This is a genomic window from Moorena sp. SIO4E2, assembly GCF_010671945.1.
In the GTDB taxonomy this organism is placed as follows: domain Bacteria; phylum Cyanobacteriota; class Cyanobacteriia; order Cyanobacteriales; family Coleofasciculaceae; genus Moorena; species Moorena producens.
In genome coordinates this window covers 1-23,049 of the sequence record NZ_JAAHIE010000064.1, presented here as the reverse complement: position 1 = coordinate 23,049, position 23,049 = coordinate 1, and the positions used below count along the sequence as shown (strand labels likewise).

The following is a 23,049-nucleotide window of genomic DNA, read 5'->3' as shown; positions in this document are numbered from 1 at the left end:
TCTGTGACGCTTCGACGCTGTGACCTAACTCATAAACTGATAACTGATAGCTGATAGCTGATAGCTGATAGCTGATAGCTGATAGCTGATAGCTGATAGCTGATAGCTGATAACTGATAGCTGATAGATTGCCTTGATAGATCACCCCTTGACATGGTATGATCAACAATCAGCTATAGTTGGCAATCAATCCTTTATAGTATTCGTACATAGTATTCCTCCAGCAAACCCATGACTCAACGCACTCTAGGCGGGACCAACCGTAAGCAAAAAAGAAAATCCGGTTTTCGTGCCCGGATGCGCACCAAAGATGGTCGCAATGTGATTAGAGCTCGCAGAAGCAAGGGACGGCGTCGTCTCTCGGTCTAGTCATCTAAGCATTGATGCCGACCTGCTGCAAGTGAAAGGTAAAAGGTTAAGAAACAGCCATTTCCCGTGGCTCTTCTGCCTTTATCCTGCTCAAGGAATTGACAAAATCAAGGATTAAAGTTAAGCATTGGGATTGCCTCAAGCCAATCGACTGAAGCACTGGCGAGATTTTAAGCAAGTCTATCGCTCAGGTATTCGTCGTTCAGGGCGTTACCTAACATTACGGGGTTTACAACAGAGTACTATTCCAGCGATTGCCAAAGAAACCATTGCGCCAGAAAAATCCCTACCAGACAATCACCCTCCCTCCCGTCTTGGCATCTCCATCAGCCAAAAAGTCAGTAAGAAAGCAGTTGTTAGGAATCGGATTAAGCGGCAAATTCGAGCCGCCCTCAGGCAGTTATTGCCACGCCTATCCCCCGGTTGGAAACTAGTAATCATAGTAAAACCAGAAGCCAGAGAGTGCGAATATGCACAACTTTTGAGAGAATTAGAAAAGTTGTTGGTAAAAGCAGAGGTGCTAGATGGGCATTAGAGAAGATGTATTTTATGAGGGTGGCCCCCACCGGGGAGATCTGATCATTAGCATATTGTTGGCATTTACGATTATATTCATACCTCTAACCGTAGCTGCCATTGTCCGGGCCCGATGGCTACGGTATAGGATTACCAGCCGCCGGATATCAATAACTGGGGGTTGGCGGGGACGCGATCGCTCAGATGTGATCTATTCTGAAGTTTCAAAGATTGCCACAGTTCCCCGTGGTATAGGAACTTGGGGAGATATTGTCGTTACCCTAAAAGATGGTAGCCGTTTGGAAATGCGGGCAATACCCCGGTTTAGAGAAATTTACGACTACATTGCCGAACGAGCAGCAGACAAAACCGGCAAAGCTGTCAGTGCCATCAAAATGATGTAGACAGAACATTGAAAAGAAAACCTTGACATCGGTCACTTGCCCTGATCTAGTCTTCCCTTTCCTACATCTGGCCACCTAAATCGGCTAAACTGCTTGATGTAATTAGATCTACCTGATAAATGTCGGAAACCCGAACCGCATAGGGACGGAGATTAGTTACATTAGACACAGAAAACTTTACAATAGCGCCTAGGTTAACGTCAAACGAATGGACTTTGGTATCGGATTTATCTCCAACAACATCATGCTGCCAATCCTGGATTTCTTTTACGGGATTGTGCCTAGCTATGGTTTAGCCATAATAGCCTTGACCCTGGTAATTCGCTTTGCCCTCTTCCCTCTTAATGCTGGCTCCATTCGCAACATGAGGCGCATGAAAGTCACCCAACCCCTGATGAAGAAGGAGCAAGAAGCAATAAAAGAGCGCTACAAGGATGACCCGGCTAAACAGCAGGAAGAAATGAGTAAGCTGTTCCAAAAGTTTGGCAACCCCCTAGCCGGTTGTTTGCCACTGTTGGTACAAATGCCGGTTCTGTTTGCCCTATTTGCGACCTTGCGGGGATCACCTTTTGCAAACATTAACTACGACGTCAACTTACAAATTTTTCCCCAAGAACAGCTGGAATATATCCAGCCTAAAGTCTTTACCACCAAACCCCAAAATATTTACATTACCGATGGCTTACATGAACCAGTCATCGCCCTACTTCCGGCAGGAAATAAGCTGGTAGTTGGGGAAAAAACCAGAGTAGAGTTTCAAACTGTTGAAGGTCAACCCTTAAACCAACTAATTGCTCAGCATCCAGAAACCGATATCAGTCCCACTTGGCAAATAGTCAACGGAGAGGACCGCTTACGTATTCTTGAGGACGGTACACTAGAAGCCCTGATGCCTGGAGAGGTAAAGCTTCAGGGAACCTTACCGGGAATAGCTGCAAACAAAGGCTTTCTATTTATTGATGCTTTAGGAAGAGTGGGTGCTTTTGATGACGATGGCACTATCCACTGGGATATCGTAGGGATGATTCTCTTCTTTGGGATCAGTTTGTACGTCAACCAGCTGTTGTCTGGTTCAGGTGCAGGTTCCGGGCAAGCCGGTGACCAGCAAAAGGCAGTGAATCAGATTACTCCAGTATTGTTTTCTGGCATGTTCTTATTCTTTCCCCTGCCAGCTGGGGTATTGATGTATATTGTTGTAGCTAATATATTTCAAACTATCCAGACTTTCATTCTATCGAGAGAACCTCTGCCAGAGAATTTGCAAGAAATAGTTGAGCAGCAGGAAAAAGAGGCAAAAAGACAAGCAGCTAAGTCTGGAGAGGGTCGAGAGGCATTACCTTTTGAGCCCAAGCGTTCAAAGAAAAAGGCATCAAGTTAGCATCAAGTTAGTATGATAAATCAACATCAGGAGCGTGGTAAAGAGTGGTTAGAAGAACTCCTGCGATTATCTCGATTGCCCGCCAGTATAGAGGTAGCTGATGGTGAAGCTCCTCTAGGAGAGCGACCCAGCTACTGGTTGACAATCGATAATAGTCAACTGACCTCGAAAGACACTCAAACTTTAATTGGTCGGGAAGGGGAAGTTATCGATTCTATCCAGTACTTAGCAAATTCCCTCCTTAACTTGGGTCATGATGAGCAGGAACAAGCCGTTTACGTCATCGATATAGATAGCTATCGAGCCAGACGGCAAGTGGAACTTCAAGCGATCGCTGAACACGCTGCGATGAAAGTCCGTCAGACCGGGAAAGAATTTGAATTGAAATCCCTATCGGCAGCAGAGCGGCGTCAAGTCCATACCCTATTCAAGGCTTTTGAGGATCTAGAAACTCTGAGTCGAGGGCAAGAGCCAGACCGACGACTGGTGGTGCGTCGCAGGTATTGACAGATTCAGGATTTTCACCCTCTCACGGCTGATTGTACTTGGGATTATTCCCACCACCTGACTAACATAATGCATTAACTCTATATAACAATTTAAGTCTATAAATGGTCGCTTTTTGCTGAGTCAGGACTTACGCGCTTAAGTGGATTTAGCCCCCCTAGCCCCCCAATATTGGGGGGTAATGATGTCAAAGTCCCCCGAGCGAGGGATTGCTCGCTCGGGGGATTTAGGGGGCAAATGGGTAAGTCCTATGAGTGTTTGAGAAGCTCAAGGTTAACCATCAACGCTTAACAGTCAACTGCAAAGGATAAGCATTATGGAGGCTATATATATTCCTGAGTTGCTCAAATTACCAGAGCAAAGAGAAGTAACTCCGGTCAATCAATTCTTGGTGGATTTACCGACACTGACCCCAGTTCGAGGTCAAGTGCAAGTGGCTCATCAAGGCAATTACCTGGAGGTCTGTGCTCAAGCAGAAACGATCATTACCTTGACTTGTCACCGCTGCTTAAAACAGTACAACCACCGCCTAAGCATCGATACATCCGAATTAGTTTGGTTAGCTTCCTCAGCTGACCAACTCTCGGATGAATCCCTAGAGGAGGAGATAACGTGGGATGATTTACAAGAAACCCTTCCAGCTCAGGGGTATTTTTATCCAGACACTTGGTTATACGAACAACTATGTCTGGCAATTCCGCCACGGCAGCTGTGTGACCAAGAATGTATAGGTATCCAGATTAACGATAACAGTGAAGCACAGTTACGGGATCAACTACGGGATCAACGTTGGGGCGCTCTAGAATCCCTGAAGAGAAAACTTCCTGGATAGTGAGTTGCCTGGTAGTATAATGCTGAAGGGGAAATCGGTCAGAGAGTTACTAGCAGCAGAGCCGTTATCCAAGTTTCTTGGAAATAAAAATGCTATGTTCAAAGTTTAATTATTTTTTTATAGTATTTATTGTTTGAGTAATTGGCTCTTATATAAAAATCCGTGTAGGAATTGTCATAATTTTTGACGCTATATTCCCGTCTTGATGCAGTCGCTCATGGGGGGAACCACGGCAGTCGCTCATGGTTTGAAGTTACCGTAAGACAGGCTCGCCTTAATCAATAAGTTTTAACCCTTTTTTGCATAACCTACCAACCATAAAGGCTCAACTGTCTAAGGTTTCGTCTCCGGGGGACCCCCAAGACCGCGCTGCCTCCCCAAGACCGCGCTGCATCGCTACTCCCTGCTCCCTGTTCCCTATTCCCTGTTCCCTGTTCCCTTTGCTATATGAATTTCAATGACGAGTTTGAGCTTCTGCTACGTGCTCGCTATCCTTTGTTATATATTCCCACTCTAGAAGAAGAGCGAGTAGAAACAGCGATCAAGCAATCAGCTAAACGTTTGGGTAATCGTGGTGTCTATATCTGGGATTTTGTAGATGGTTACCAGGGAAACCCTAATGATATCGGCTTTGGACGCCGCAACCCCTTACAAGCCTTAGAATTTGTAGATAGAATTGGCGAAAGTGCTGCTGCCATCTTTGTATTAAGAGATTTTCACCGATTCTTAGAAGATGTATCAGTTGCTCGTAAACTCAGAAATCTGGCACGTACCCTCAAATCCCAGCCTAAGAATATAGTTATCGTTACCCCCCAAGTGTCGGTTCCCTCGGATTTAACCGAAGTCCTGACAGTGCTCGAATTCCCCTTACCAACCGCATCGGAAATTAAAGCTGAGGTGAAACGTTTGTTGGGGGCAACCGGACAAACCCTAACTGAAAAAATCATTGATGAGCTGGTGCGGTCGGCTCTTGGTCTTTCCTTAGAAAGGATTCGTCGGGTCCTAGCTCGTGGGATTGCCTCTAATAATGCCATCCAACCTTCAGATGTGGAACTAATTTTAGAAGAAAAGCGTCAATCCATTAGGCAAACCCAGATCCTAGAGTTCTACCCAACCCAAGAAAAAATTTCCGACATCGGTGGCTTAGACAACCTTAAAGACTGGCTACTGCGACGGGGTGGAGCATTTACAGAACAGGCGCGACAATACGGGTTACCTCATCCTCGAGGATTACTATTAGCGGGGATTCAAGGAACTGGGAAATCCTTAACTGCAAAAGCGATCGCAAACCACTGGCACCTACCCCTGCTACGTTTAGATGTCGGTCGTCTATTTGGTGGCTTAGTAGGGGAATCAGAATCCCGTACTAGGCAGATGATTCAGCTAGCCGAAGCTCTCGCGCCCTGCATCCTCTGGATTGATGAAATTGACAAAGCCTTCTCTGGTTTATCCTCTAAAGGGGATGCTGGCACAACCAGTCGTGTCTTTGGTACCTTTATTAGCTGGTTAGCTGAGAAAAAATCCCCAGTGTTTGTGGTCGCTACTGCCAACAATATCCAAGCCTTACCCCCAGAAATGCTTCGCAAGGGTCGATTTGACGAAATCTTTTTTGTTGGTTTGCCCAACCAGGAAGAACGTCGTGCTATTTTTGACCTACACCTATCCCGGCTGCGACCTCATAATCTAAAGAGTTACGCTTTAGACCGATTAGCCTACGAAACCCCTGATTTTTCTGGGGCAGAAATTGAGCAGACCCTGATCGAAGCCATGCACATCGGCTTTAGCCAAAACCGAGACTTCACCACAGATGATATTCTCGAAGCCGCTAGCCAAATTATCCCCTTAGCACGCACAGCCCAAGAGCAAATCCAATTCTTACAGGATTGGGCAGCTGCCGGAAAAGCTCGCATGGCTTCTCGCAATAGCCCCTTAAATGATCGCATTCAGCGCCAACTCCAGTAAGTAATCATATATAGTAGTAGTTCTCAATTGGGTGAGCTACTTCATCCTGGGTTAATGGGAGTAGGGAGTAGGGAGTAGGGAGTAGGGAGTAGGGAGTAGGGAGTAGGGAGTAGGGAGTAGCGCTAATAAAATTGACTTGACCTAATAAGTATCAGAAACCCTATAGATTATTTAGATTAATTGAAACTAGATTAATTGTAAATTATATCATGAACTTTTGCTAGAACACCCTAACAACCTGTTAACCTTGGCCAATAGGCACGCGCGTCGCGTTCAACCTTTAACCTGTTAACCTTGACCTTTCGGTCACGCGATCGCGTTCAACCTGTTAACCTTGGCCAATAGGCACGCGCGTCGCGTTCAACCTTGGCCAATAGGCACGCGCGTCGCGTTCAACCTGTTAACCTTCAACCTTTCAACCTAACAACCTCCAACCTTCAGCGTTCAACCTGTTAACCTTCAACCTTTCAACCTTGACCTTTCGGTCACGCGATCGCGTTCAACCTTTATCTTTGAATACTTTCCCATGAATCTTTCCAAGATAGCTCAGTTTATCATTGGTTTTATTCTCGGCATTGGCATCTTAGCAGGTGCTGCTGTTGGTACAGTTTATTACTTCTTTACTAAACTAGCAGTTGAGCCTGAAAAACCAGTTTTTGCTGAGGAGCGACCCAAGAAGTCACCATCACCAAAAGCTCAACCGACCAGTTCATCTGGGCAGTCTAAACCAGCAACTACTCCCAAACCCATTCCTAGTCCTAGTCCTTTACCAAAACTGGAACCGGGTGCTTATCGAGCCAGTGTTACCTGGCCACAGGGGTTGATTCTTCGGGACTCCCCTAGCCTGAACGCTCAACGCATAGGTGGTATTGGCTACAATCAGACCCTGATCATCCTCGGATACAGTGATGATAAGCGATGGCAGAGAGTACGCTTGCCTGGTAGTGACCAAAAAGGTTGGGTTAAAGCAGGTAATGTCAAAAAAATAAACTAATAGTTTCGAGCAACACTCAACACTCAATACTTAACAAGTATTGTTTTTGTTAAGAAAAATAGCTAAATATTAATCTTGATTGCAATATTGCCGATCTAGCTTTAATGCCAGAATCCAGAATGATAGGGTGATGAAACTAACTTTTAACACCATCAAAAAAGTTAAATTTCTGGTTAACTTAATTTCTGGCTAACACGTTTATGTACAACAAAAATACCAATAAAGATCTTTTGGGTGCTGCTGTGACTGCTGCTTTGGGTGCCGGGATTGTCACCTCTTTTGCTGTCAGCCAAGGTCAACACCCAATGATTGCTATAGGAATTACTGCTATGGCTGGCTTAGTTGGTGCCTTGTTACATCAGGCTGACTTAGTATAAATAAAAGTCCTATGATAAGTAATTAACAACTTGCTAGTTATGTGTTTTCTGGTGGGCTAATTGGAACAAACCACAAGATTCTGATCACCCGTAGCAGGAAACCCGTTAGACATCCATCCATTAACAGGATAAGTTATTCTTGCCCACTCGCGCCCTTGGGAGTCCTTGCGAAATTGGTCTTGACGGGAACCGTTGATCAGTTGTACTTCCACTCCATAGGAGACAAGACCTAGTCGAGAAGAGTTAATATTCGGTCCTCTACGGACAGCTATACCATCATTACCTTTATATATAACTTCGCGACAGAGAGATGGTGTTGGATTAGAGCGTACTATTACTCTGTCCTGACAGAACTTTAGATCTTTGGCTCGGACAAATCCAGGAACGGGGGAGTTGATCGCGATCCAACCATTTTTCCTAACCTTGTTTTCGGCCAGAATAACTTCTTCATTAGGCTCTAAGGTTCTGATTGGTTCGATTGATGGCTGTTTGTAGATAAACATTGACTTAGCAGCTTGGCGGCAGAGAGATAGTGTTTGAGTAGGGGTTACTCCTCCTATCCCCGGCGGACAGAACTTGAGATTTTGGGCTTGGACAAATCCACTAATGGGGAAGTTGATCGCAATCCAACCATCTTGGCTAACCTTGTTTTCGGCCAGAATAACTTGTTCATCAGCCTCTAAGGCTCTCATTAGGTTAGAGGTTGATCGCTGTTTGTAGATAAACGTTGACTCAGCAGCGGCGCGACATTTACCCATCAATCCCTGAGCCAGTTGAAATTTCCCTTGAGTCTGAGCTTGGGTTGGTTTGGCCGAGGGGATGCTGTTGGCGGAATTGGTGCTCGGAATTACGGTAGCCCTAGCCCCTACTCCCCCTAAATTGCTCAAGACTAAAGCTAGGAGGGGGACAAATGTACTCCAGTGACGAATAGTGCTCATGATTTAAAACTATTGCGTTATGGTTAGAGAGGAGAATTGCTCTGTTTTGATAAGAGTCTTGCTCTATAACTACATGCTTTAATATCCGATTACGTAAAATTTCTGAGATTATGTTGTCCGAAACATTACCAATGCTCTACTGTCATTTGTTAAACTAACGGTAACAGTTTCCTTGGAAAAATCATGGAGACCCTTGCCTATCTTCATCTTGCCTTAAGCGAAGAAGAACTAGCAGATACTCCTGCAGTTTTGAAGGAGTCAATTCAAAAATTGTTTCAGTGGCTCAAGGAGTATAAGCTAGTTGCTTACCATCGGATTTATTTACTGTTGCTAATTGCCATACTTAGCATTGTGGGGATGGCAGAAGAAGCCCTAGCCCAAAGGGTGCTGCGGGAAGGTCGTAGGGGAGCTGATGTAACAGAGGTTCAGCGTCGTTTGCGAGAACTCGGGTATTTCAATCGGCAACCAACTGGCTATTTTGGTTCAATTACTAAAAATGCTGTGATTCGGTTCCAACGAAAAAAGGGGCTTCCTGCTGATGGGGAAGTCGGACCACGAACCAGAGCAAAACTCTTTCCATCACAAACCAGAGCAGCACCATCCCGTAGGAATGTTACTCAATCTGGACTCAGACGAGGGTCTCGTGGATCAGCGGTTACGGAAGTGCAGCGACAGTTGAGACAACTGGGGTATTTCAATGCCGACCCAACCGGTTACTTTGGTCCAGTTACAGAACAAGCAGTGATTGAATTCCAAACAGACTATGGTCTCAGGGCGGATGGGATTGTGGGATCACAAACTAGAGCAGAACTATCTAATGCTTTAGTTACTCAATCACAACCGTTTGGATTACCGCCTGATCAGATCCCTCTTCCTCCTGCTGACTTTAACAGTCAACAACCCATAGCATTTGGTACTCCTATTCGTCGCAGTGAACTACGACCAGGCGATCGCGGCCCAGAGGTTAGACGGCTTCAGGAAGAGTTGAGATCTCGAGGGTTTAATCCTGGTGCTATTGATGGGAGATATGGCGAAGAAACTGAGGATGCAGTGTTTAAATTTCAGATACGTAATAATAATCTACTTCCAACCGGGATAGCTGATTTACAAACCCTGCAAGCATTGGGACTTATTAATATAAATCCTGAAGCTGAGAAGAATCGCTATGTGGTGGTGATCCCCATTCCTAATGATAATGTGCTAAGTGAAGTGCGAAATCAGATGAAGCTGACTGGTGGTATTATATCTGACGATGATCGAGGCCGTTATTTTAATGCTGGAGCTTTTTCTAGCCGTAGTGAAGCGGAAAGTCGTTCCCATGAATTGCGATCGCAAGGATTTGATGCCCGGGTAGCCTATTTTTAAGTAAGCTCAAGTCTACTAACAAATAAAAAGTCTACTAACAAATAAATAAATCGGGGTGCTCCCTCAGGTATTGATAAATTCAATAAATTTTGAACAACTAGAACCCTAGGACAAGGGATAGCTAGGGTGATAGCTAGGATAGGATTGGCAAGAAGCCCACACTTCCCTAATCGGTAAGTTAATCGGAAAGTGTGGGAATATGTCACCAAGGGATTAGCTCAAAGCTTCCAGGTAATCCCGAACTCGGTTACGGCGCTTGGGTTGCCGCAACTTTTGTAAAGCTTTAGCTTCGATTTGGCGTACCCGCTCGCGAGATAAATCCAAAGCGCGACCAATCTCAGCTAGAGAGTAAGGCTGGTTATCTCCCAAGCCAAACCGCATCCGAATCACATCCCGTTCACGGTTGGTTAGATCGGCTAGGAGTTGCTGTAAATCCCGTTGTAAGGCTTCTCGCATCAACACTTCTTCTGGAGAAGTTTCCTCAGTTTCGAGTAAATCTCCTAGTTCGGTGTCTCGTTCCTTACCAACTTTAATTTCCAAAGAAACAGAGCGGGGTACTCGTAGTAATACTTCTCGTACCTGAGCCGCAGTCATTTCTAATTCCACAGCAATATCGTCAATGGTTGCTGTGCGCCCACGTTCTTGGGAAATCTTCCGTTGGGCTTTTTTGATTTTATTGAGCTTCTCAGTAATGTGAACTGGCAGGCGAATGGTACGGCTTTGGGTAGCGATCGCCCGGGTGATTCCTTGACGGATCCACCAGTAAGCATAGGTGCTAAATCGGTAGCCTTTGGTCGGGTCAAATTTCTCAACCGCTCGCTCTAATCCCAGAGTTCCTTCCTGGATTAAGTCTAGGAGTTCCAAGCCACGGTTTTGATACTTCTTCGCTACTGACACTACCAGACGTAGGTTAGCTTTGATCATGTGTTCCTTAGCTTGGAGCCCTTCAGCTTGTACCTGCTCTAGCTCTTTGGATGTTAGTTCGGCTAACTCTGCCCAACGCAGTTTTCCAGCTGACATACTCGGCTTCAGTTGAGAAACGTCAATTCCTGCAGCCGTTGCCCACCGTTCCAAGGAAGGACGGTGACCTAACTGGGACGCTAGACGATCATGGATTTCAATCAGGTGGACAAAGCGCTCCATGACTTTATCCTCAGATATAGCCGACTTATTATTGCGCAGCCGTAGTAGTTTCATGTAGCGCTGAACTTTTTGAGCTTCCGAGACTTCCTCATCTCGCCTCAGTAGACGAACCCGACCAATTTCCTGGAGATATAACCGAACTAGGTCGGTGGTGCGACGGGTGCTATTTTTAGTTAAGCTAGCCGCGTCTGCACCCTCAATCTCCACATCAACTAAGTCATCCACTGATCCTTCCCCATCGTCCCTTGGGCCATTAAGCTCAAAGCTATAGGCAGAAGTCTCGTGATCTAATTCTGTGTCGGCATAGAAAGGAGTGGCTGGCATAATGATCTCTCGATTACAACCAGTGACAACACGGAATTGTGTTTGTCACACTTAGTACTAGAATTCCCACCCATGATGATCGGAGAAACAGCTACTTAATTTTTTCTCCCGGCAAGACTTACCGGTTATCCCTGGTAGCCTTTATTAATATTGGTAGCTAACGGTTCACCCGATCTATCCACCCTACCTTGCCGCATTCAGCTAAAGGTCTATAGATGGCAAAAGGAACAGGATCTCCTGATTTCAGCTATTGTATAAGTAACTCTATAGTAAAATAGAGACCTTGGTCAAAAGCTGTATTAATCTACAGTGCGCATCATGGGGATTCCAGAAAGATTCTCGCTAATTCAAGAAAAAATTTTATTTATGGGTATCAGGGACTAATATCAAGGACTAAGCAGTAGGGAAGCTACTTGCGGATATCCTGTGCTCGAATGGGTTTGAAGAAACAACGAACTTATGAATAAGTGCATACACATAGTTTAAAATTGCCAAATTATTGCCGAATTACCAGAGTAATCAAATATCAGTGCCACCTAGCTATGTTGCTAGATTGGCACTGATATTACGAAACTTGATAAAACATTACCAAAGTTTGCAATGTCTTGATGTAGTCGCTTTATCTCAAGCAGTGGCATGTCCCTAAAGATTTTATATTTTCAGGATGCCTGATAGACAACAGCAAAATGTCTCAGTTTTTTGTCTCAGTTTTTTTGTATGAGTTTGAAAGCAGGGGAGCTTCCGGAGCAGGAGAGCTTTCGCAGTCAGGCAGCAAGGGATACTAGCTGGTTTGGTAAATTTTTCATGATCATTGCGATACTCTTAAGGCCAAAGGCCACCCTACGCGAACAGAGCCGCTACGCGATTGACCGTAGGTCACGCTACGCGAACGCACTCGAGATCAGACCATCATTCTGGCTTAGTATCTCGTAGCATTAGAGCTTCAACAGCCGCTTGGGGGGTTATCTCCCCTTGGAGCAATCGATGGACTTGATAAGTAATGGGTACTGAAATTCTTTTGAGCTTAGCTCGTTCCATCACAACCTTTGTAGTGTTGACCCCTTCTGCTGTTCCCTCCAAGTTGGCCAGAATATCTGCAAGTTTCTGACCAACAGCCAGCTGATAACCAACTTGATAATTGCGACTGAGGCGACTACTACAGGTTGCGAGTAAATCTCCTAGTCCCGACAAACCGTAAAATGTTTCTACCTTAGCACCCCAATCTTTACCAATACGGATCATTTCTGTAAGCCCACGGGTTAGCAAAGCTGCTTTGGCATTTGTTCCTAGTTGTAAACCATCACAGGTTCCAGATGCGATCGCCATCACATTTTTCAGGGTACCCCCTAGTTCTACACCGAGGGGGTCTCGATTGGTGTAAACCCGGAAATTTGGCGAAGAAAACACCTGTTGTAGTATCTCAGTTGCTTTTACATCTGTGCTAGCTACTACTGTAGCGGCTGGGAGTTCTTGTTTAATTTCTTTGGAAAGATTGGGACCCGATAGCACCACTACAGGATTGTTGGGAAATTCAGCTTGCCAGATTTGAGAGGGAGTACGGGTGGTTTGCAAATCTAACCCCTTAGTCGCTGTGACCAAGATCACGTCAGAAGATACTGATAAACACTTTAGCTGTTGCGCTACAGCATTTACCCCCGACATGGAAACAGCAGACAAGATAATACTGCTAGATTTTATAGCATCTGCTAATTTTGTCTGACTCCGACGGGACCACAAACAAACCTGATCACCGTTTTTAGAGGCTAGGCTATTGAGGGCTGTACCCCAAACACCTGCTCCGATTATAGTGATGTTGGTCATTATGATTGTTAGTTGTTACTTTCCATTTTCTTGCAACCATGCAACCGTTCATCGGGGATAGCGCTGCATTAATTCTCGAACTTGCTCGGCATGATAGGAACTGCGGGTAAGGGGAGATGAAACAACTTGTAGGAAACCGAGGGATTCACCATACTCTTTCCAGCTATCAAATTGTTTAGGGGTTATGAATTCAGAAATTTTTAGGTGTTTTTGAGTGGGTTGAAGATACTGACCAATAGTTAAGATGTCGCAGTCTACTTGCCTTAAATCCGTCATGACTTGCCGGACTTCTGCATCAGTTTCTCCTAAACCTACCATTATACCAGATTTGCTGTAAACCGATGGAGCCAAGTTTCGCGTCCGCATCAGTAATTCGAGGGAGCGCTGATAATCCCCTTGAGGCCGTACTTTCCGATAGATTCGGGGTACTGTTTCTGTATTGTGATTGAGGACTTCGGATTTAGCTTGAAGAATCGTTTCGAGGGCATCCCAGTTCCCGCACAAGTCTGGGATTAAAACCTCAATAGTGGTATCAGGTGAGACCAGGCGAATGGCTTCAATGCACTGTACAAACTGGGAAGCTCCACCATCGGGTAAATCATCCCGGTTGACAGAGGTAATAACCACATGATTTAGACCCATGCGCTGCACGGCTTCCGCTAGCCGTGTGGGTTCAGTGGAGTCAAGAGCTTTGGGTTTTTTCTCAAAGTCAATATCGCAGTAGGGACAAGCACGGGTGCAGGCTGGTCCCATAATTAAAAAGGTGGCAGTACCAGCATTGAAGCACTCTCCGATATTGGGACAAGAGGCTTCTTCACAGACAGTATTGAGTGCTAAATCTCTTAAGGTTTCTTTAATATTGCCGACACGCTGCCATTGGGGCGCTTTGACTCGCAACCATTCTGGTTTAACTACCACTCTTGGTTATACTCCAACTATATATATATATAAATTTAAGTTACGTAACTTTAATCTTGATCCTAACAAGCTAGGGGCCGATTGCCCCTAAGGCATGATAAAATAGATGAAATCTTAAATTATGGCTTTATCGGGATGTAGCGCAGTTTGGTAGCGCACTTCGTTCGGGACGAAGGGGTCGCAGGTTCAAATCCTGTCATCCCGATTGTACTTTTGGACTAACTTGAAAAGTTAGCAGGTTACAGGTTAGCAGGTTACAGGTTAGCAGGTTAGCAGGTTACAGGTTAGCAGGTTACAGGTTAGCAGGTTACAGGTTAGAGGTTCTTAAACCTTCAACCTCTGAAACTTTCAACCTTCAACCTCTGAAACCTTCAACCTCTGAAACCTTCAACCTCTGAAACCTTCAACCTCTGAGTAAAGTTCCATCACCTTAGTGATAGGCATTCGCGATCGCACTCCCAAAGTCAAAGGGGAAGTATGTCCTTGATTTAAATGGTCAGTTGCGGCACAGCCAATCATTGCGGCATTATCGGTACAAAACTTCAGGGGAGGGAAAATAACTCGCAAATTATGCTCAGTTGCTGCAGCTTGTAACTGTTGTCTCAAGCCACTATTGGCAGCCACCCCACCCCCAACCACAATCGTGTCCAGACCATAGTCGAGAGCACAAGCAATGGTACGCTTGGTAAGCGATCGCACTACAGTTTCCTGAAAGCTGGCAGCAATGTCGGTCACTGGAATTTCTGAGTGTTCCTGTTCCAGTTTTTGCACCAGCCTTAGCACCGCTGTCTTCAAGCCACTAAAACTGGAGTCATAGGGATGATAACCGCCACTAGCAAGGGAAATCTTACCTTCTGGCAATGGAAAGGCTTTGGGGTTACCCTCTCGTGCTAACTTATCTATAACTGGTCCTCCGGGATAGCCTAACTTTAATAATCGTGCTACCTTATCAAAGGCTTCACCAGCAGCATCGTCACGGGTTGCGCCCAGTATCTCATAGCTACCACAGGTTTTGACATAAATTAAGCTAGTGTGACCGCCAGACACCAACAGACTCAAAAATGGTGGTTCTAGTTCTGGCTCACTGAGATAGGTGGCGTAAATATGACCTTCTAGATGATGGACACCTACAAAGGGCTTGTTGTGGACAATGGCCAGGGTTTTGGCAGCTGTGACCCCCACTAGTAGAGAGCCCACTAAGCCGGGAGCGCAGGTAGCAGCAATGCCGTCAATTGCTCCCCAGTCCAGTTGAGCTGCTTCTAGGGCTTGCGCGATCGCATTATTGATGGTTTCCAGATGGCTACGGGATGCTACCTCTGGCACCACACCCCCATACTGCCGATGCATAGGAATTTGGGAGGCAACAATATTGCTACAACATTTACGATTGTTAACAATCGCCACAGCTGTTTCATCACAACTGGTTTCTATTGCTAAAACACAAGCCATTCACCAATGACCTTTATTGAAACACTACTTTTAGTTAATTAAACTTTACTAGATACACGCCTCAGAGTAAGATTGCCTGAGTGTACAAATAATTTGATCTCTTGGTTTGTACAAAAAACTTTTTGTTTCTTAACAAAAGGAGACACTTTCTATGCGACGATTGTTAGCTTTAATTTTTGCCGTCTCTGTGTGGCTTTGCGCCATCAGCCCAGCCTCTGCTTCTTTGGATCATCTCACCCCTTGTAGTGAGTCTGCTGCATTTCAAGCCCGGAAGGCTCAGTTCCTAAATACTACAGGTGACCCCAATTCCGGTGCGAACCGATTTGAGCGGTATTCTCAAGCACTTTGTGGTGATGAGGGATATCCTCACTTGATTGTGGATGGTCGTTTCTCCCATATGGGTGACTTCCTCATTCCTAGCTTACTCTTCCTCTATATCACTGGCTGGATTGGCTGGGCAGGTCGCAGCTATCTACAAGCGATTCAAAAGGGTAAGAACCCAGAAGAAAAAGAAGTCATCATTGATGTCCCCGTGGCATTTAGTAAGATGCTAATGGCTGCCTCATGGCCTTTGTTAGCATTCAAAGAAATCACTACTGGTGAAATGTTTGCTAAAGATGATGAGATTCCTGTCTCACCACGCTAGCAATCATACTTAGACTCGCTGGCGGGAACGCTTTTAGCACTGAAAAGTTAGCTAAAAACTAGTGCCGTTCTCGCTAATCAAGTTTTCACGCTTTATAGACAGGGCATGATATTGATGTGCCAAGATGTCTTGAAATAGTTATCGATTTTAGGAGAATGTTCCATGCAGGATTTACTCAAGTATTTGTCCCTAGCACCAGTGTTGTTGGCTGTTTGGATGACCATTACGGCTGGAATTTTGATTGAATTTAACCGCTTTTTCCCTGATCTACTTTTCCATCCGTTGTAATTAGGAAAAATGGGGAAAAGATTTAAATAATTCATTCCGGATTGGTAGGTAAGCTAATTAATATACAGCTCCTACCTTAGTTCGCTGAATTATTGAAATTTACCCTAAAAAACCTATTGACAATTTAAAAAAATAATTCAGAGTGCAGAATCCATAATCCAGAAGTAAAGTTGAATATTTCTGAATTAATTATTTCTGAATTATTAAGTTGCTGAATCCTGAATTTAGCAACTACTAATTCTGCATTCTGAATTGATAATTGTAAGCATTCAGCTATCAGCTATCAGCTATTAGCCTATGGGCTACAGATGGTGCTACTTGAGGTGCTATCAGCGATCAGCTTTGGGCTTGTGGGCACGCTACTGTTCGCGCAGCGTGCGTGTAGCGCAATCGGTGCTTATGGGGAAACTCACAGGGTCGAAGCCTGTGCGACGCTACTGTTCGCGCAGCACCTCAAGTAGCGCAATCGGTGCTTTTGAATAAAATAAGCTGACGGCTGACGGCTGACGGCACCTCAAGTAGCACCATCTGTAGCGCATATGCTTACGATAATTCAGAATTCGGTTGACCAAAAGTCTGGGTTTCAAGCCTGGCCAAAGGCCACGCTACTTGAGTTTCCCTTCTAGGGCGACTTTTTCCGAAATAAGGTATATTATATTTAAATGTGTAGCCTAGCACAGGCAGGATTCGTCGGTACTGCCCTATTTAACAACGAGCGTTTTGCGATGCTAGTACACGAGGCGCGAAAAACCTCACGGTGTGCTTACAGTCGTCGAATTAAATTCGCCACGGGTCGCACCGCTAAAACGCATGGGTCTTAACAGATACCGAAAACCAGTAAAATAACAACTTCAAAATATATAACGTACCGTGGGGTTAGAAGTTACCGTAAGAAGAGTGGAGCCTTAATCAACAAGTTTTAACCCTTTTACGCATAGCCGACTAACCATAAAGGCGACCCTCTGATAAGGTTTCGTCTCCGGCACACGGGAACAAGGAAATTCCCAACGCTTAGGAAGACAAGCCCACTGGGGTTAGTTAAATTAGGCTCGATATTTGGTTTTTAAACGGGTATTTGGCTTAAGTATTGCCTTTCAGGATAGCTAATTTTAAGGCATGTCCTAGAACTAAGAATCCCCGCTCTTTTAGGGCGGGGAGTGTCAACTTTTGTAAAATTGTTTGAAATGGCAAATCTGGCACTGCTGAGTGTATCTGACAAAACTGGGCTAATCGACTTTGCCCGTCAGCTAGTAGAAGAATTTGAATTTGATTTAATCAGCAGTGGTGGAACGGCTAAAGCCTTGCAATCAGAGGGTTTGCCGGTAACGAAAGTGTCTGATTACACTGGCTTTCCAGAAATTTTAGGTGGCAGGGTGAAAACCCTACATCCACGAATTCATGGTGGAATTTTGGGAAGGCGAGATTTCCCCGAAGATGTGGCAGAAATGGAGACAAACCAGATTCGTCCCATTGATTTGGTGGTGGTGAATCTCTATCCATTTGAACAGACTGTTGCTAAACCGGACGTGAGTTTAGCAGAAGCAATTGAAACTATCGATATCGGTGGTCCAACACTGCTGAGGGCAGCTGCGAAAAACTATGCTCATCTGACAGTGCTGTGTAATCCTAGTCAGTATCAGGATTATTTAGAGGAGTTGCGCCAGAATGGAAATCAACCATCAACTGAATTCCGTCAGGCTTGCGCTATAGAGGTTTTTGGTCATACCGCTGCCTATGACCATGCGATCGCATCCTACCTGATCGGGTACAAAGATCCAGTTTCCCTACCAAAACGATTTACCTTGTCTGGACAACAGCGCCAATCTCTACGCTATGGCGAGAATCCCCATCAACCGGCATCGTGGTATCAATCCGGAACGGTTCCCACAGGTTGGGCTGCAGCCACTAAACTTCAGGGTAAGGAACTCAGTTACAACAACCTGGTGGATTTAGAAGCTGCACGGCGGATCATTAATGAATTTACTGACACTCCAGCCGCAGCAATTCTCAAGCACACCAATCCTTGTGGGGTAGCCTTGGCAGAAACCCTCTCGCAAGCCTATCAGAAGGCATTCAATGCTGACTCTATTTCTGCCTTCGGTGGAATTGTGGCATTAAATCAACCCATTGATGCTGCTACAGCTGTTGCGTTAAAGAAAACTTTCTTAGAATGTGTAGTCGCACCAGGATGTGAACCAGAAGCTCAAGAAATTCTCAGTGCTAAGTCGAAGCTAAGGGTGTTGCTATTACCAGACTTACAGACCGGAGCAAAGCAAACTGTGAAAGCTATTGCAGGGGGGTTTCTGGTACAAGCTGCGGATGATGCCATGGATAATCCTGAGAATTGGCAAGTGGTAAGCCAAAAGCAACCTACTCCTGACCAAATGGCAGAATTATTATTTGCTTGGAAGGTGTGTAAGCATGTAAAGTCTAATGCCATCGTCGTGACGCGCGATCGCACAACCTTAGGTGTGGGTGCGGGTCAAATGAATCGGGTAGGTGCAGTCAATATAGCATTAGAACAGGCTGGGGAAAATAGCAAAAACGCTATCCTTGCTAGTGATGGATTCTTCCCGTTCGATGACTCAGTGCGGACAGCTGCTAAAGCAGGGATTGAGGCAATTGTGCAACCGGGTGGGAGTTTACGAGATCAAGACTCGATTCAGGCAGCAGATGAACTGGGATTAGTAATGGTGCTCACCGGTATGCGCCACTTTTTACATTAGTTATTTAAATTATCCAGAAGAAAATGAAAGTAAGTACTTGCCCCTATGTTTAAAAAACTACCCTTGTTAGAGGGGGTTAGGGGAGCCAAACCAACTAAACTTTGTAAGTCCTCTTGACAAAAAATACATATAAATTCAATATTTATGAGTATTTATCGTTTAAAATTTATTAATATCATATAAAGCGACGATGAGAATGGTAAAGTCATGCAACTGTGTAAAGATGCCTTAGGAATTCTCAAAGAAACTAGTCGAACTTTCTATATTCCAATTAGTTGTTTACCAGGAGGGTTACAAGAATCTGTTGCTTCTGCATACTTATGTATGCGTGCAATTGACGAAATTGAAGATGATTTTGAGCTTGATAACCCTACCAAGGCTTCACTGTTGCGAAAAATTAGTTTCGGTCTACAAGGTATAGGTAATGGATTCAGTGCCTCGGAATTATCTTTAGCCTTGAGTAAGCACGAACAGCCACTTCCAGAAGTAACCATTCGGATTGGTGAATGGGCAATGCTAGCACCGGAAACCATTGCACCTCGCATTTGGGAAGCTAGCGCAGCTATGGCAGATAGAATGGCAGCTTGGGCTGAATGCGGTTGGGAAATTAATACAGAAATGGATTTGGATGCTTATACTTATAGCGTTGCCGGCTCTGTAGGATTGTTACTTTCTGATTTATGGGCTTGGTATGATGGTACCCAAACTAACCGTAGTTATGCAGTTGGTTTTGGTCGGGGTTTACAAGCAGTCAACATTCTACGTAACCGGTCTGAAGATTTGACAAGGCAAGTGGATTTTTTTCCCAACGGCTGGGGCGAAGAAGAGCTACATAAATATGCTCGGAGAAATCTCTCTTTAGCTGATGCTTACACCAATGCTCTACTGAAGAATAGTCCAGCCAGAAATTTTTGCCAAATTCCCCTGGCTTTAGCTCATGCAACCCTTGATGTTTTAGCTCTCGGACAATCTAAACTAACCCGCAGTGCAGTGATGGGTATTGTTGAGGAATTAACAACTAAGTAGATCGGTATAAAAGTGTTCTATTTTATTAGGAATAGTTAAGCGATCGCTTAAGAACAACACACTGTCGTTTTTTTGCTGAGCTTCAATCGGGGTCAACCCTAGATTGCGTAAGGCTTTCAGCGACTGCGATCGCCATCTCTGTCAGAAATGCAGGTATAGCAATTCCAATATTGCTTCCAATATTGAGTAGAACACAAATCAACTGTAGGGGCGCACACCGTGCGCCCAATTGCTTATGGTAGATTAAATCAGACCTAGTTGTTCCAGAATTCCGTTACCAGTAAGCAACTCGGTAGCCAAGCCAATGGCGAAACCAAGCATTGCCAAACGGCCATTCCAGGTTTCAGCAAAGTTGGTGAAACCGAACTTAGATTCTTGCTCTTGAGTCATTGTTATAGATCTCCTAGGGTTTTGTTAGCTTCTGTAATATAAGTTAACCTATTTTGGGGATATTTGCAACATTTATTTATATTTTTCTAACCAAAATATGGTATATGCGGATACGCTTTGCCTGAAGTAGGGATAACTGGAGGCTATAGGGAGATAGGGTTGAACGCGCAGCGTGGCCTTTTGGCCAAGGTTAACAGGTTGATGGTTAACTGGTTGATGGTTAACTGGTTGGAGGTTAACCGGTTGAAGGTTAACTGGTTGAAGGTTAACTGGTTGAAGGTTAACTGGTTGAAGGTTAACTGGTTGAAGGTTAACTGGTTGAAGGTTGTTCGCGTAGCGTGGCCTTTTGGCCAAGGTTGTTGAAGGTTGTTCGCGTAGGGTGGCCAATAGGCCAAGGTACTAACCTTCAACCGACAACACCTACTAACCTTCAACCGACAACACCTACTAACCAGCAACACCTACTAAGGGGCAACACCTACTAAGGGGCAACCTACTAACCTTCAACTCTATGGGTTCACAGTCTAATGTCGATCGGGAACCCTTACCCCCAGCATCGGTACAGGTGATGAACCTGGACGGCTCAAACCAACAGACCTTTGCCTATGGCTGAGGTAATCTTGTCGGTCTCGACTGTCATCCAATTACTGGTGAACTTTACACTACTGTCAATAGACCTGATGACTTGTTTAACCTTAAATAAAGTAGCTGCTAGCTTTCCCGAGCCAAGGCAGAAGCTTAGTGATAATAAGCTGAACTGTTTCCCATAAGTTTTTTCCTGCTTCAACCGTTTCACCAGCTTCTTTTAAACCTTTGAGAGCTGTACAAGCCTTTTGCAAATTCTTAGCAGCAAAATCCTTATCCGGCTCTTCTCCTTGTGCTTCTTCAGGACTTACGCAACTGGCACAGTGGGGAGCTTGACTATAGTACTAAAGTACTATAGTCAAGCTCCGTCTGTGATCAGCCCTTTTTCAGATTAGTAATAGTAATTAATGGTCGTTCGTTTTTTAAATTTTCTGATCAAATCAGAGGAGGGTGCTTTAAAAAATTCAGTTAGTGATGAAATTTACTAAACTTAACTATTGTCAATACTTATTAAGTAGCCACCTCAATTATACTCTCACCAATTTAGCCGAACATTTAGAGCAGATTAGCCATGATCAAATCAACCGTTATCTAAAAAATGATAAATTGACCCCACGCTTACTGTGGGATAATGTCAAAGACTTAATTGAAATAAATGAGCAAGCTTATCTAGTTTTTGATGACACAGTAATTGATAAACGATACTCTAGAAAAATAGAGATAAGCCAACGACAATCTAGTGGTAATTCCCATGGTATAATTCAAGGAATTGGATTCATAAATTGCATATATGTCAATCACGAAACCAAAAAGTTTTGGGTAGTAGACTATCGTATTTATGACCCAGAACGGGATGGTAAGACAAAAATAGAACATGTTTTGGAGCATATCCAAAACCTTGTGTATTCTAAGGAGTTGCCATTTAGAACTGTATTGATGGACAGTTGGTATGCCACAAATAAATTAATGTTATATATCGAGGATTTGGGAAAATATTATTATTGTACTCTCAAACGTAATCGACTTGTAGATGATACTGGCAATCAAAAAGATTATCAAAGAATTGAATCATTAGTTTGGGATGAAAAAGAGTTAAAATCCGGTAAATTAGTAAAAATAAAAAAATTTACCGCCTCCAAAAAAGTGAAACTTTTCCGGGTAAGTGTCTCCACCGACAAAACGGATTTTATCGCTACAAACGATTTATCTCAAAATTCTACGGACGTTGTACAAAAAGAGTGTAAGGTTCGATGGAAGGTTGAGGAGTTTCATCGAGAATTAAAACAATTGACTGGTATTGAATCATGTCAATGTCGCAAGGGTCGTATTCAAAGAAACCATATTGCTTGTGCTATTTTAGTTTGGCTCAGACTCAAAAATTTGGCTTATAAAAGTAGTCAAACAATTTATCAAATTAAGCATGGGCTCTTTTCCAATTACTTAATTAACCAACTAAAACGTCCTGACATTACTATGTCTATAGTTTAGTTATTAGACTCTCGCCGTAGTCTAGCCCCACCATTAGTTGTGCCAGTTGCGTAAGTCCTGTTCTTCTTTAGCAGCTTCTAAATACTTGATTGCTTTAGATGTCTCTGCCTCCGGTAACTGTGAGCTGCGAAACAGTTCTTCAAGCTTAGTAATCTCCTCAACCACATTGGCTTGAGTCAATGGCTGAGAAGATTCAATTTTACCAATTTGTTTATTTTGGGTCAGAGTTGTATCCTTCTCCGCATTTACTACAACTTGGCTATCATAAATTTGACCAACGTTGAAATTGACTTGTTGAGAAGACTTTTCTTCTGGCATGACTGTAGCACGAGTAAATTTTACGTTTAATCTTTAACGAAATACTAGCTAAATAATATGACTTTTACAATTGTCATAATTTCCACTAATCATCTAAGTAAAAAATTAGTGGTAGCTGAATAATTTGGGTGTATCTCATATTTTAAAATATTGCGTAGTGGCGTGGCACAGCTAATTTGGTGCATTAGATTCTAGGTCTTCATCAAGTTCAAATACAGGATATAGGTGTTTAAGTTTGACTCGTGCATCTTCGGTAGTAAATCGCCAAACGACCTTGGCTGAACT

General features: G+C 44.1%; 24 protein-coding genes, 1 tRNA gene and 1 pseudogene. 18 read left to right on the top strand and 8 right to left on the bottom strand.

Going from position 1 to position 23,049, the window contains the following annotated elements:
- Positions 1-231 precede the first annotated feature (231 nt).
- From rpmH to F6K37_RS10055, 9 genes are all read left to right on the top strand, one after another.
- A complete protein-coding gene (gene rpmH, locus F6K37_RS10095; protein WP_044494288.1) occupies positions 232-369 on the top strand; it encodes a 50S ribosomal protein L34 in 138 nt (45 codons plus the stop codon).
- A 127-nt stretch (positions 370-496) separates the two neighbouring features.
- The gene (gene rnpA, locus F6K37_RS10090; protein WP_287249892.1) at positions 497-904 is read left to right on the top strand and encodes a ribonuclease P protein component; all 408 of its coding nucleotides are present in this window, start codon (positions 497-499) and stop codon (positions 902-904) included.
- On the top strand, positions 894-1,289 hold the full coding sequence (locus tag F6K37_RS10085) for a PH domain-containing protein (protein ID WP_287249888.1): 396 nt from the start codon (positions 894-896) through the stop codon (positions 1,287-1,289). Before rnpA ends, F6K37_RS10085 begins: the two co-directional genes overlap by 11 nt.
- Before the next feature lie 208 nt (positions 1,290-1,497).
- On the top strand, positions 1,498-2,667 hold the full coding sequence (gene yidC, locus F6K37_RS10080) for a membrane protein insertase YidC (protein WP_009148772.1): 1,170 nt from the start codon (positions 1,498-1,500) through the stop codon (positions 2,665-2,667).
- Between the two features lie 12 nt (positions 2,668-2,679).
- Complete coding sequence (locus tag F6K37_RS10075) at positions 2,680-3,174, top strand: Jag family protein (RefSeq protein ID WP_009148770.1); 495 nt, start codon at positions 2,680-2,682, stop codon at positions 3,172-3,174.
- A gap of 316 nt (positions 3,175-3,490) precedes the next feature.
- Positions 3,491-4,006 carry a YceD family protein gene (locus F6K37_RS10070; RefSeq protein ID WP_287249885.1) on the top strand — a complete coding sequence of 172 codons (516 nt, stop codon included), beginning with the start codon at positions 3,491-3,493 and terminating at the stop codon, positions 4,004-4,006.
- Between the two features lie 447 nt (positions 4,007-4,453).
- Complete coding sequence (locus F6K37_RS10065) at positions 4,454-5,968, top strand: Ycf46 family AAA ATPase (protein ID WP_287249883.1); 1,515 nt, start codon at positions 4,454-4,456, stop codon at positions 5,966-5,968.
- Positions 5,969-6,494: 526 nt separating this feature from the next.
- Positions 6,495-6,962, top strand: coding sequence for an SH3 domain-containing protein (locus tag F6K37_RS10060; protein WP_009148763.1), 468 nt, complete (start codon positions 6,495-6,497; stop codon positions 6,960-6,962).
- 200 nt (positions 6,963-7,162) lie between these two features.
- Positions 7,163-7,339 carry a hypothetical protein gene (locus F6K37_RS10055; protein ID WP_009148761.1) on the top strand — a complete coding sequence of 59 codons (177 nt, stop codon included), beginning with the start codon at positions 7,163-7,165 and terminating at the stop codon, positions 7,337-7,339.
- A 56-nt stretch (positions 7,340-7,395) separates the two neighbouring features.
- Here F6K37_RS10055 and F6K37_RS10050 read toward each other — a convergent pair whose 3' ends face one another.
- On the bottom strand, positions 7,396-8,277 hold the full coding sequence (locus tag F6K37_RS10050; RefSeq protein ID WP_009148759.1) for an SH3 domain-containing protein: 882 nt from the start codon (positions 8,275-8,277) through the stop codon (positions 7,396-7,398).
- Positions 8,278-8,460: 183 nt separating this feature from the next.
- Between F6K37_RS10050 and F6K37_RS10045 the strand changes: the two genes are divergently transcribed.
- Complete coding sequence (locus F6K37_RS10045) at positions 8,461-9,642, top strand: peptidoglycan-binding domain-containing protein (protein WP_009148757.1); 1,182 nt, start codon at positions 8,461-8,463, stop codon at positions 9,640-9,642.
- 213 nt (positions 9,643-9,855) lie between these two features.
- Here the strand turns inward: F6K37_RS10045 and sigC are convergent, their stop codons facing one another.
- Complete coding sequence (gene sigC, locus F6K37_RS10040) at positions 9,856-11,109, bottom strand: RNA polymerase sigma factor SigC (RefSeq protein WP_009148755.1); 1,254 nt, start codon at positions 11,107-11,109, stop codon at positions 9,856-9,858.
- A gap of 717 nt (positions 11,110-11,826) precedes the next feature.
- Here sigC and F6K37_RS10035 point away from each other — a divergent pair.
- Entirely contained in the window at positions 11,827-12,042 is a 216-nt protein-coding gene (locus F6K37_RS10035; RefSeq protein ID WP_044494286.1) for a hypothetical protein, read from the top strand.
- Here F6K37_RS10035 and F6K37_RS10030 read toward each other — a convergent pair.
- Positions 12,019-12,930 carry an NAD(P)H-dependent glycerol-3-phosphate dehydrogenase gene (locus F6K37_RS10030; RefSeq protein ID WP_009148753.1) on the bottom strand — a complete coding sequence of 304 codons (912 nt, stop codon included), beginning with the start codon at positions 12,928-12,930 and terminating at the stop codon, positions 12,019-12,021. The genes F6K37_RS10035 and F6K37_RS10030 overlap by 24 nt on opposite strands.
- Positions 12,931-12,978: 48 nt before the next feature.
- On the bottom strand, positions 12,979-13,848 hold the full coding sequence (gene lipA / locus F6K37_RS10025; RefSeq protein WP_287249877.1) for a lipoyl synthase: 870 nt from the start codon (positions 13,846-13,848) through the stop codon (positions 12,979-12,981).
- 131 nt (positions 13,849-13,979) lie between these two features.
- On the opposite strand from lipA, the gene F6K37_RS10020 reads away from it, so the two are divergent.
- Positions 13,980-14,053, top strand: a tRNA-Pro gene (locus tag F6K37_RS10020).
- A gap of 182 nt (positions 14,054-14,235) precedes the next feature.
- Here F6K37_RS10020 and tsaD read toward each other — a convergent pair.
- Positions 14,236-15,297, bottom strand: coding sequence for a tRNA (adenosine(37)-N6)-threonylcarbamoyltransferase complex transferase subunit TsaD (gene tsaD, locus F6K37_RS10015; RefSeq protein ID WP_009148750.1), 1,062 nt, complete (start codon positions 15,295-15,297; stop codon positions 14,236-14,238).
- A 151-nt stretch (positions 15,298-15,448) separates the two neighbouring features.
- On the opposite strand from tsaD, the gene F6K37_RS10010 reads away from it, so the two are divergent.
- From F6K37_RS10010 to F6K37_RS09995, 4 genes are all read left to right on the top strand, one after another.
- Entirely contained in the window at positions 15,449-15,943 is a 495-nt protein-coding gene (locus tag F6K37_RS10010) for a photosystem I reaction centre subunit III (RefSeq protein WP_009148748.1), read from the top strand.
- Positions 15,944-16,105: 162 nt separating this feature from the next.
- Positions 16,106-16,231: a photosystem I reaction center subunit IX gene (gene psaJ, locus F6K37_RS10005; RefSeq protein WP_009148746.1), complete on the top strand. Its 126-nt coding sequence runs from the start codon at positions 16,106-16,108 to the stop codon at positions 16,229-16,231.
- Positions 16,232-17,415: 1,184 nt separating this feature from the next.
- Positions 17,416-18,957: a bifunctional phosphoribosylaminoimidazolecarboxamide formyltransferase/IMP cyclohydrolase gene (purH, locus tag F6K37_RS10000; protein ID WP_287249894.1), complete on the top strand. Its 1,542-nt coding sequence runs from the start codon at positions 17,416-17,418 to the stop codon at positions 18,955-18,957.
- A 207-nt stretch (positions 18,958-19,164) separates the two neighbouring features.
- The gene (locus F6K37_RS09995; protein WP_009148740.1) at positions 19,165-19,983 is read left to right on the top strand and encodes a squalene/phytoene synthase family protein; all 819 of its coding nucleotides are present in this window, start codon (positions 19,165-19,167) and stop codon (positions 19,981-19,983) included.
- Positions 19,984-20,226: 243 nt separating this feature from the next.
- Here the strand turns inward: F6K37_RS09995 and F6K37_RS09990 are convergent, their stop codons facing one another.
- Both F6K37_RS09990 and F6K37_RS09985 read right to left on the bottom strand, forming a co-directional pair.
- Positions 20,227-20,373 (bottom strand): CAB/ELIP/HLIP family chlorophyll-binding protein, encoded by a 147-nt coding sequence (locus F6K37_RS09990; protein WP_287249872.1) that lies wholly within the window; start codon positions 20,371-20,373, stop codon positions 20,227-20,229.
- Between the two features lie 72 nt (positions 20,374-20,445).
- Positions 20,446-20,760, bottom strand: a complete 315-nt coding sequence (locus F6K37_RS09985; protein WP_287249870.1) for a hypothetical protein — start codon at positions 20,758-20,760, stop codon at positions 20,446-20,448.
- A gap of 121 nt (positions 20,761-20,881) precedes the next feature.
- Between F6K37_RS09985 and F6K37_RS45460 the strand changes: the two are divergent.
- Positions 20,882-21,061, top strand: a pseudogene (locus tag F6K37_RS45460) (PQQ-dependent sugar dehydrogenase); the annotation flags it as partial.
- Positions 21,062-21,432: 371 nt separating this feature from the next.
- Positions 21,433-22,446, top strand: coding sequence for an IS701 family transposase (locus F6K37_RS09975; protein ID WP_287249868.1), 1,014 nt, complete (start codon positions 21,433-21,435; stop codon positions 22,444-22,446).
- A gap of 33 nt (positions 22,447-22,479) precedes the next feature.
- Here F6K37_RS09975 and F6K37_RS09970 read toward each other — a convergent pair whose 3' ends face one another.
- The gene (locus tag F6K37_RS09970) at positions 22,480-22,764 is read right to left on the bottom strand and encodes a hypothetical protein (protein ID WP_287249866.1); all 285 of its coding nucleotides are present in this window, start codon (positions 22,762-22,764) and stop codon (positions 22,480-22,482) included.
- Between the last annotated feature and the right edge of the window lie 285 nt (positions 22,765-23,049).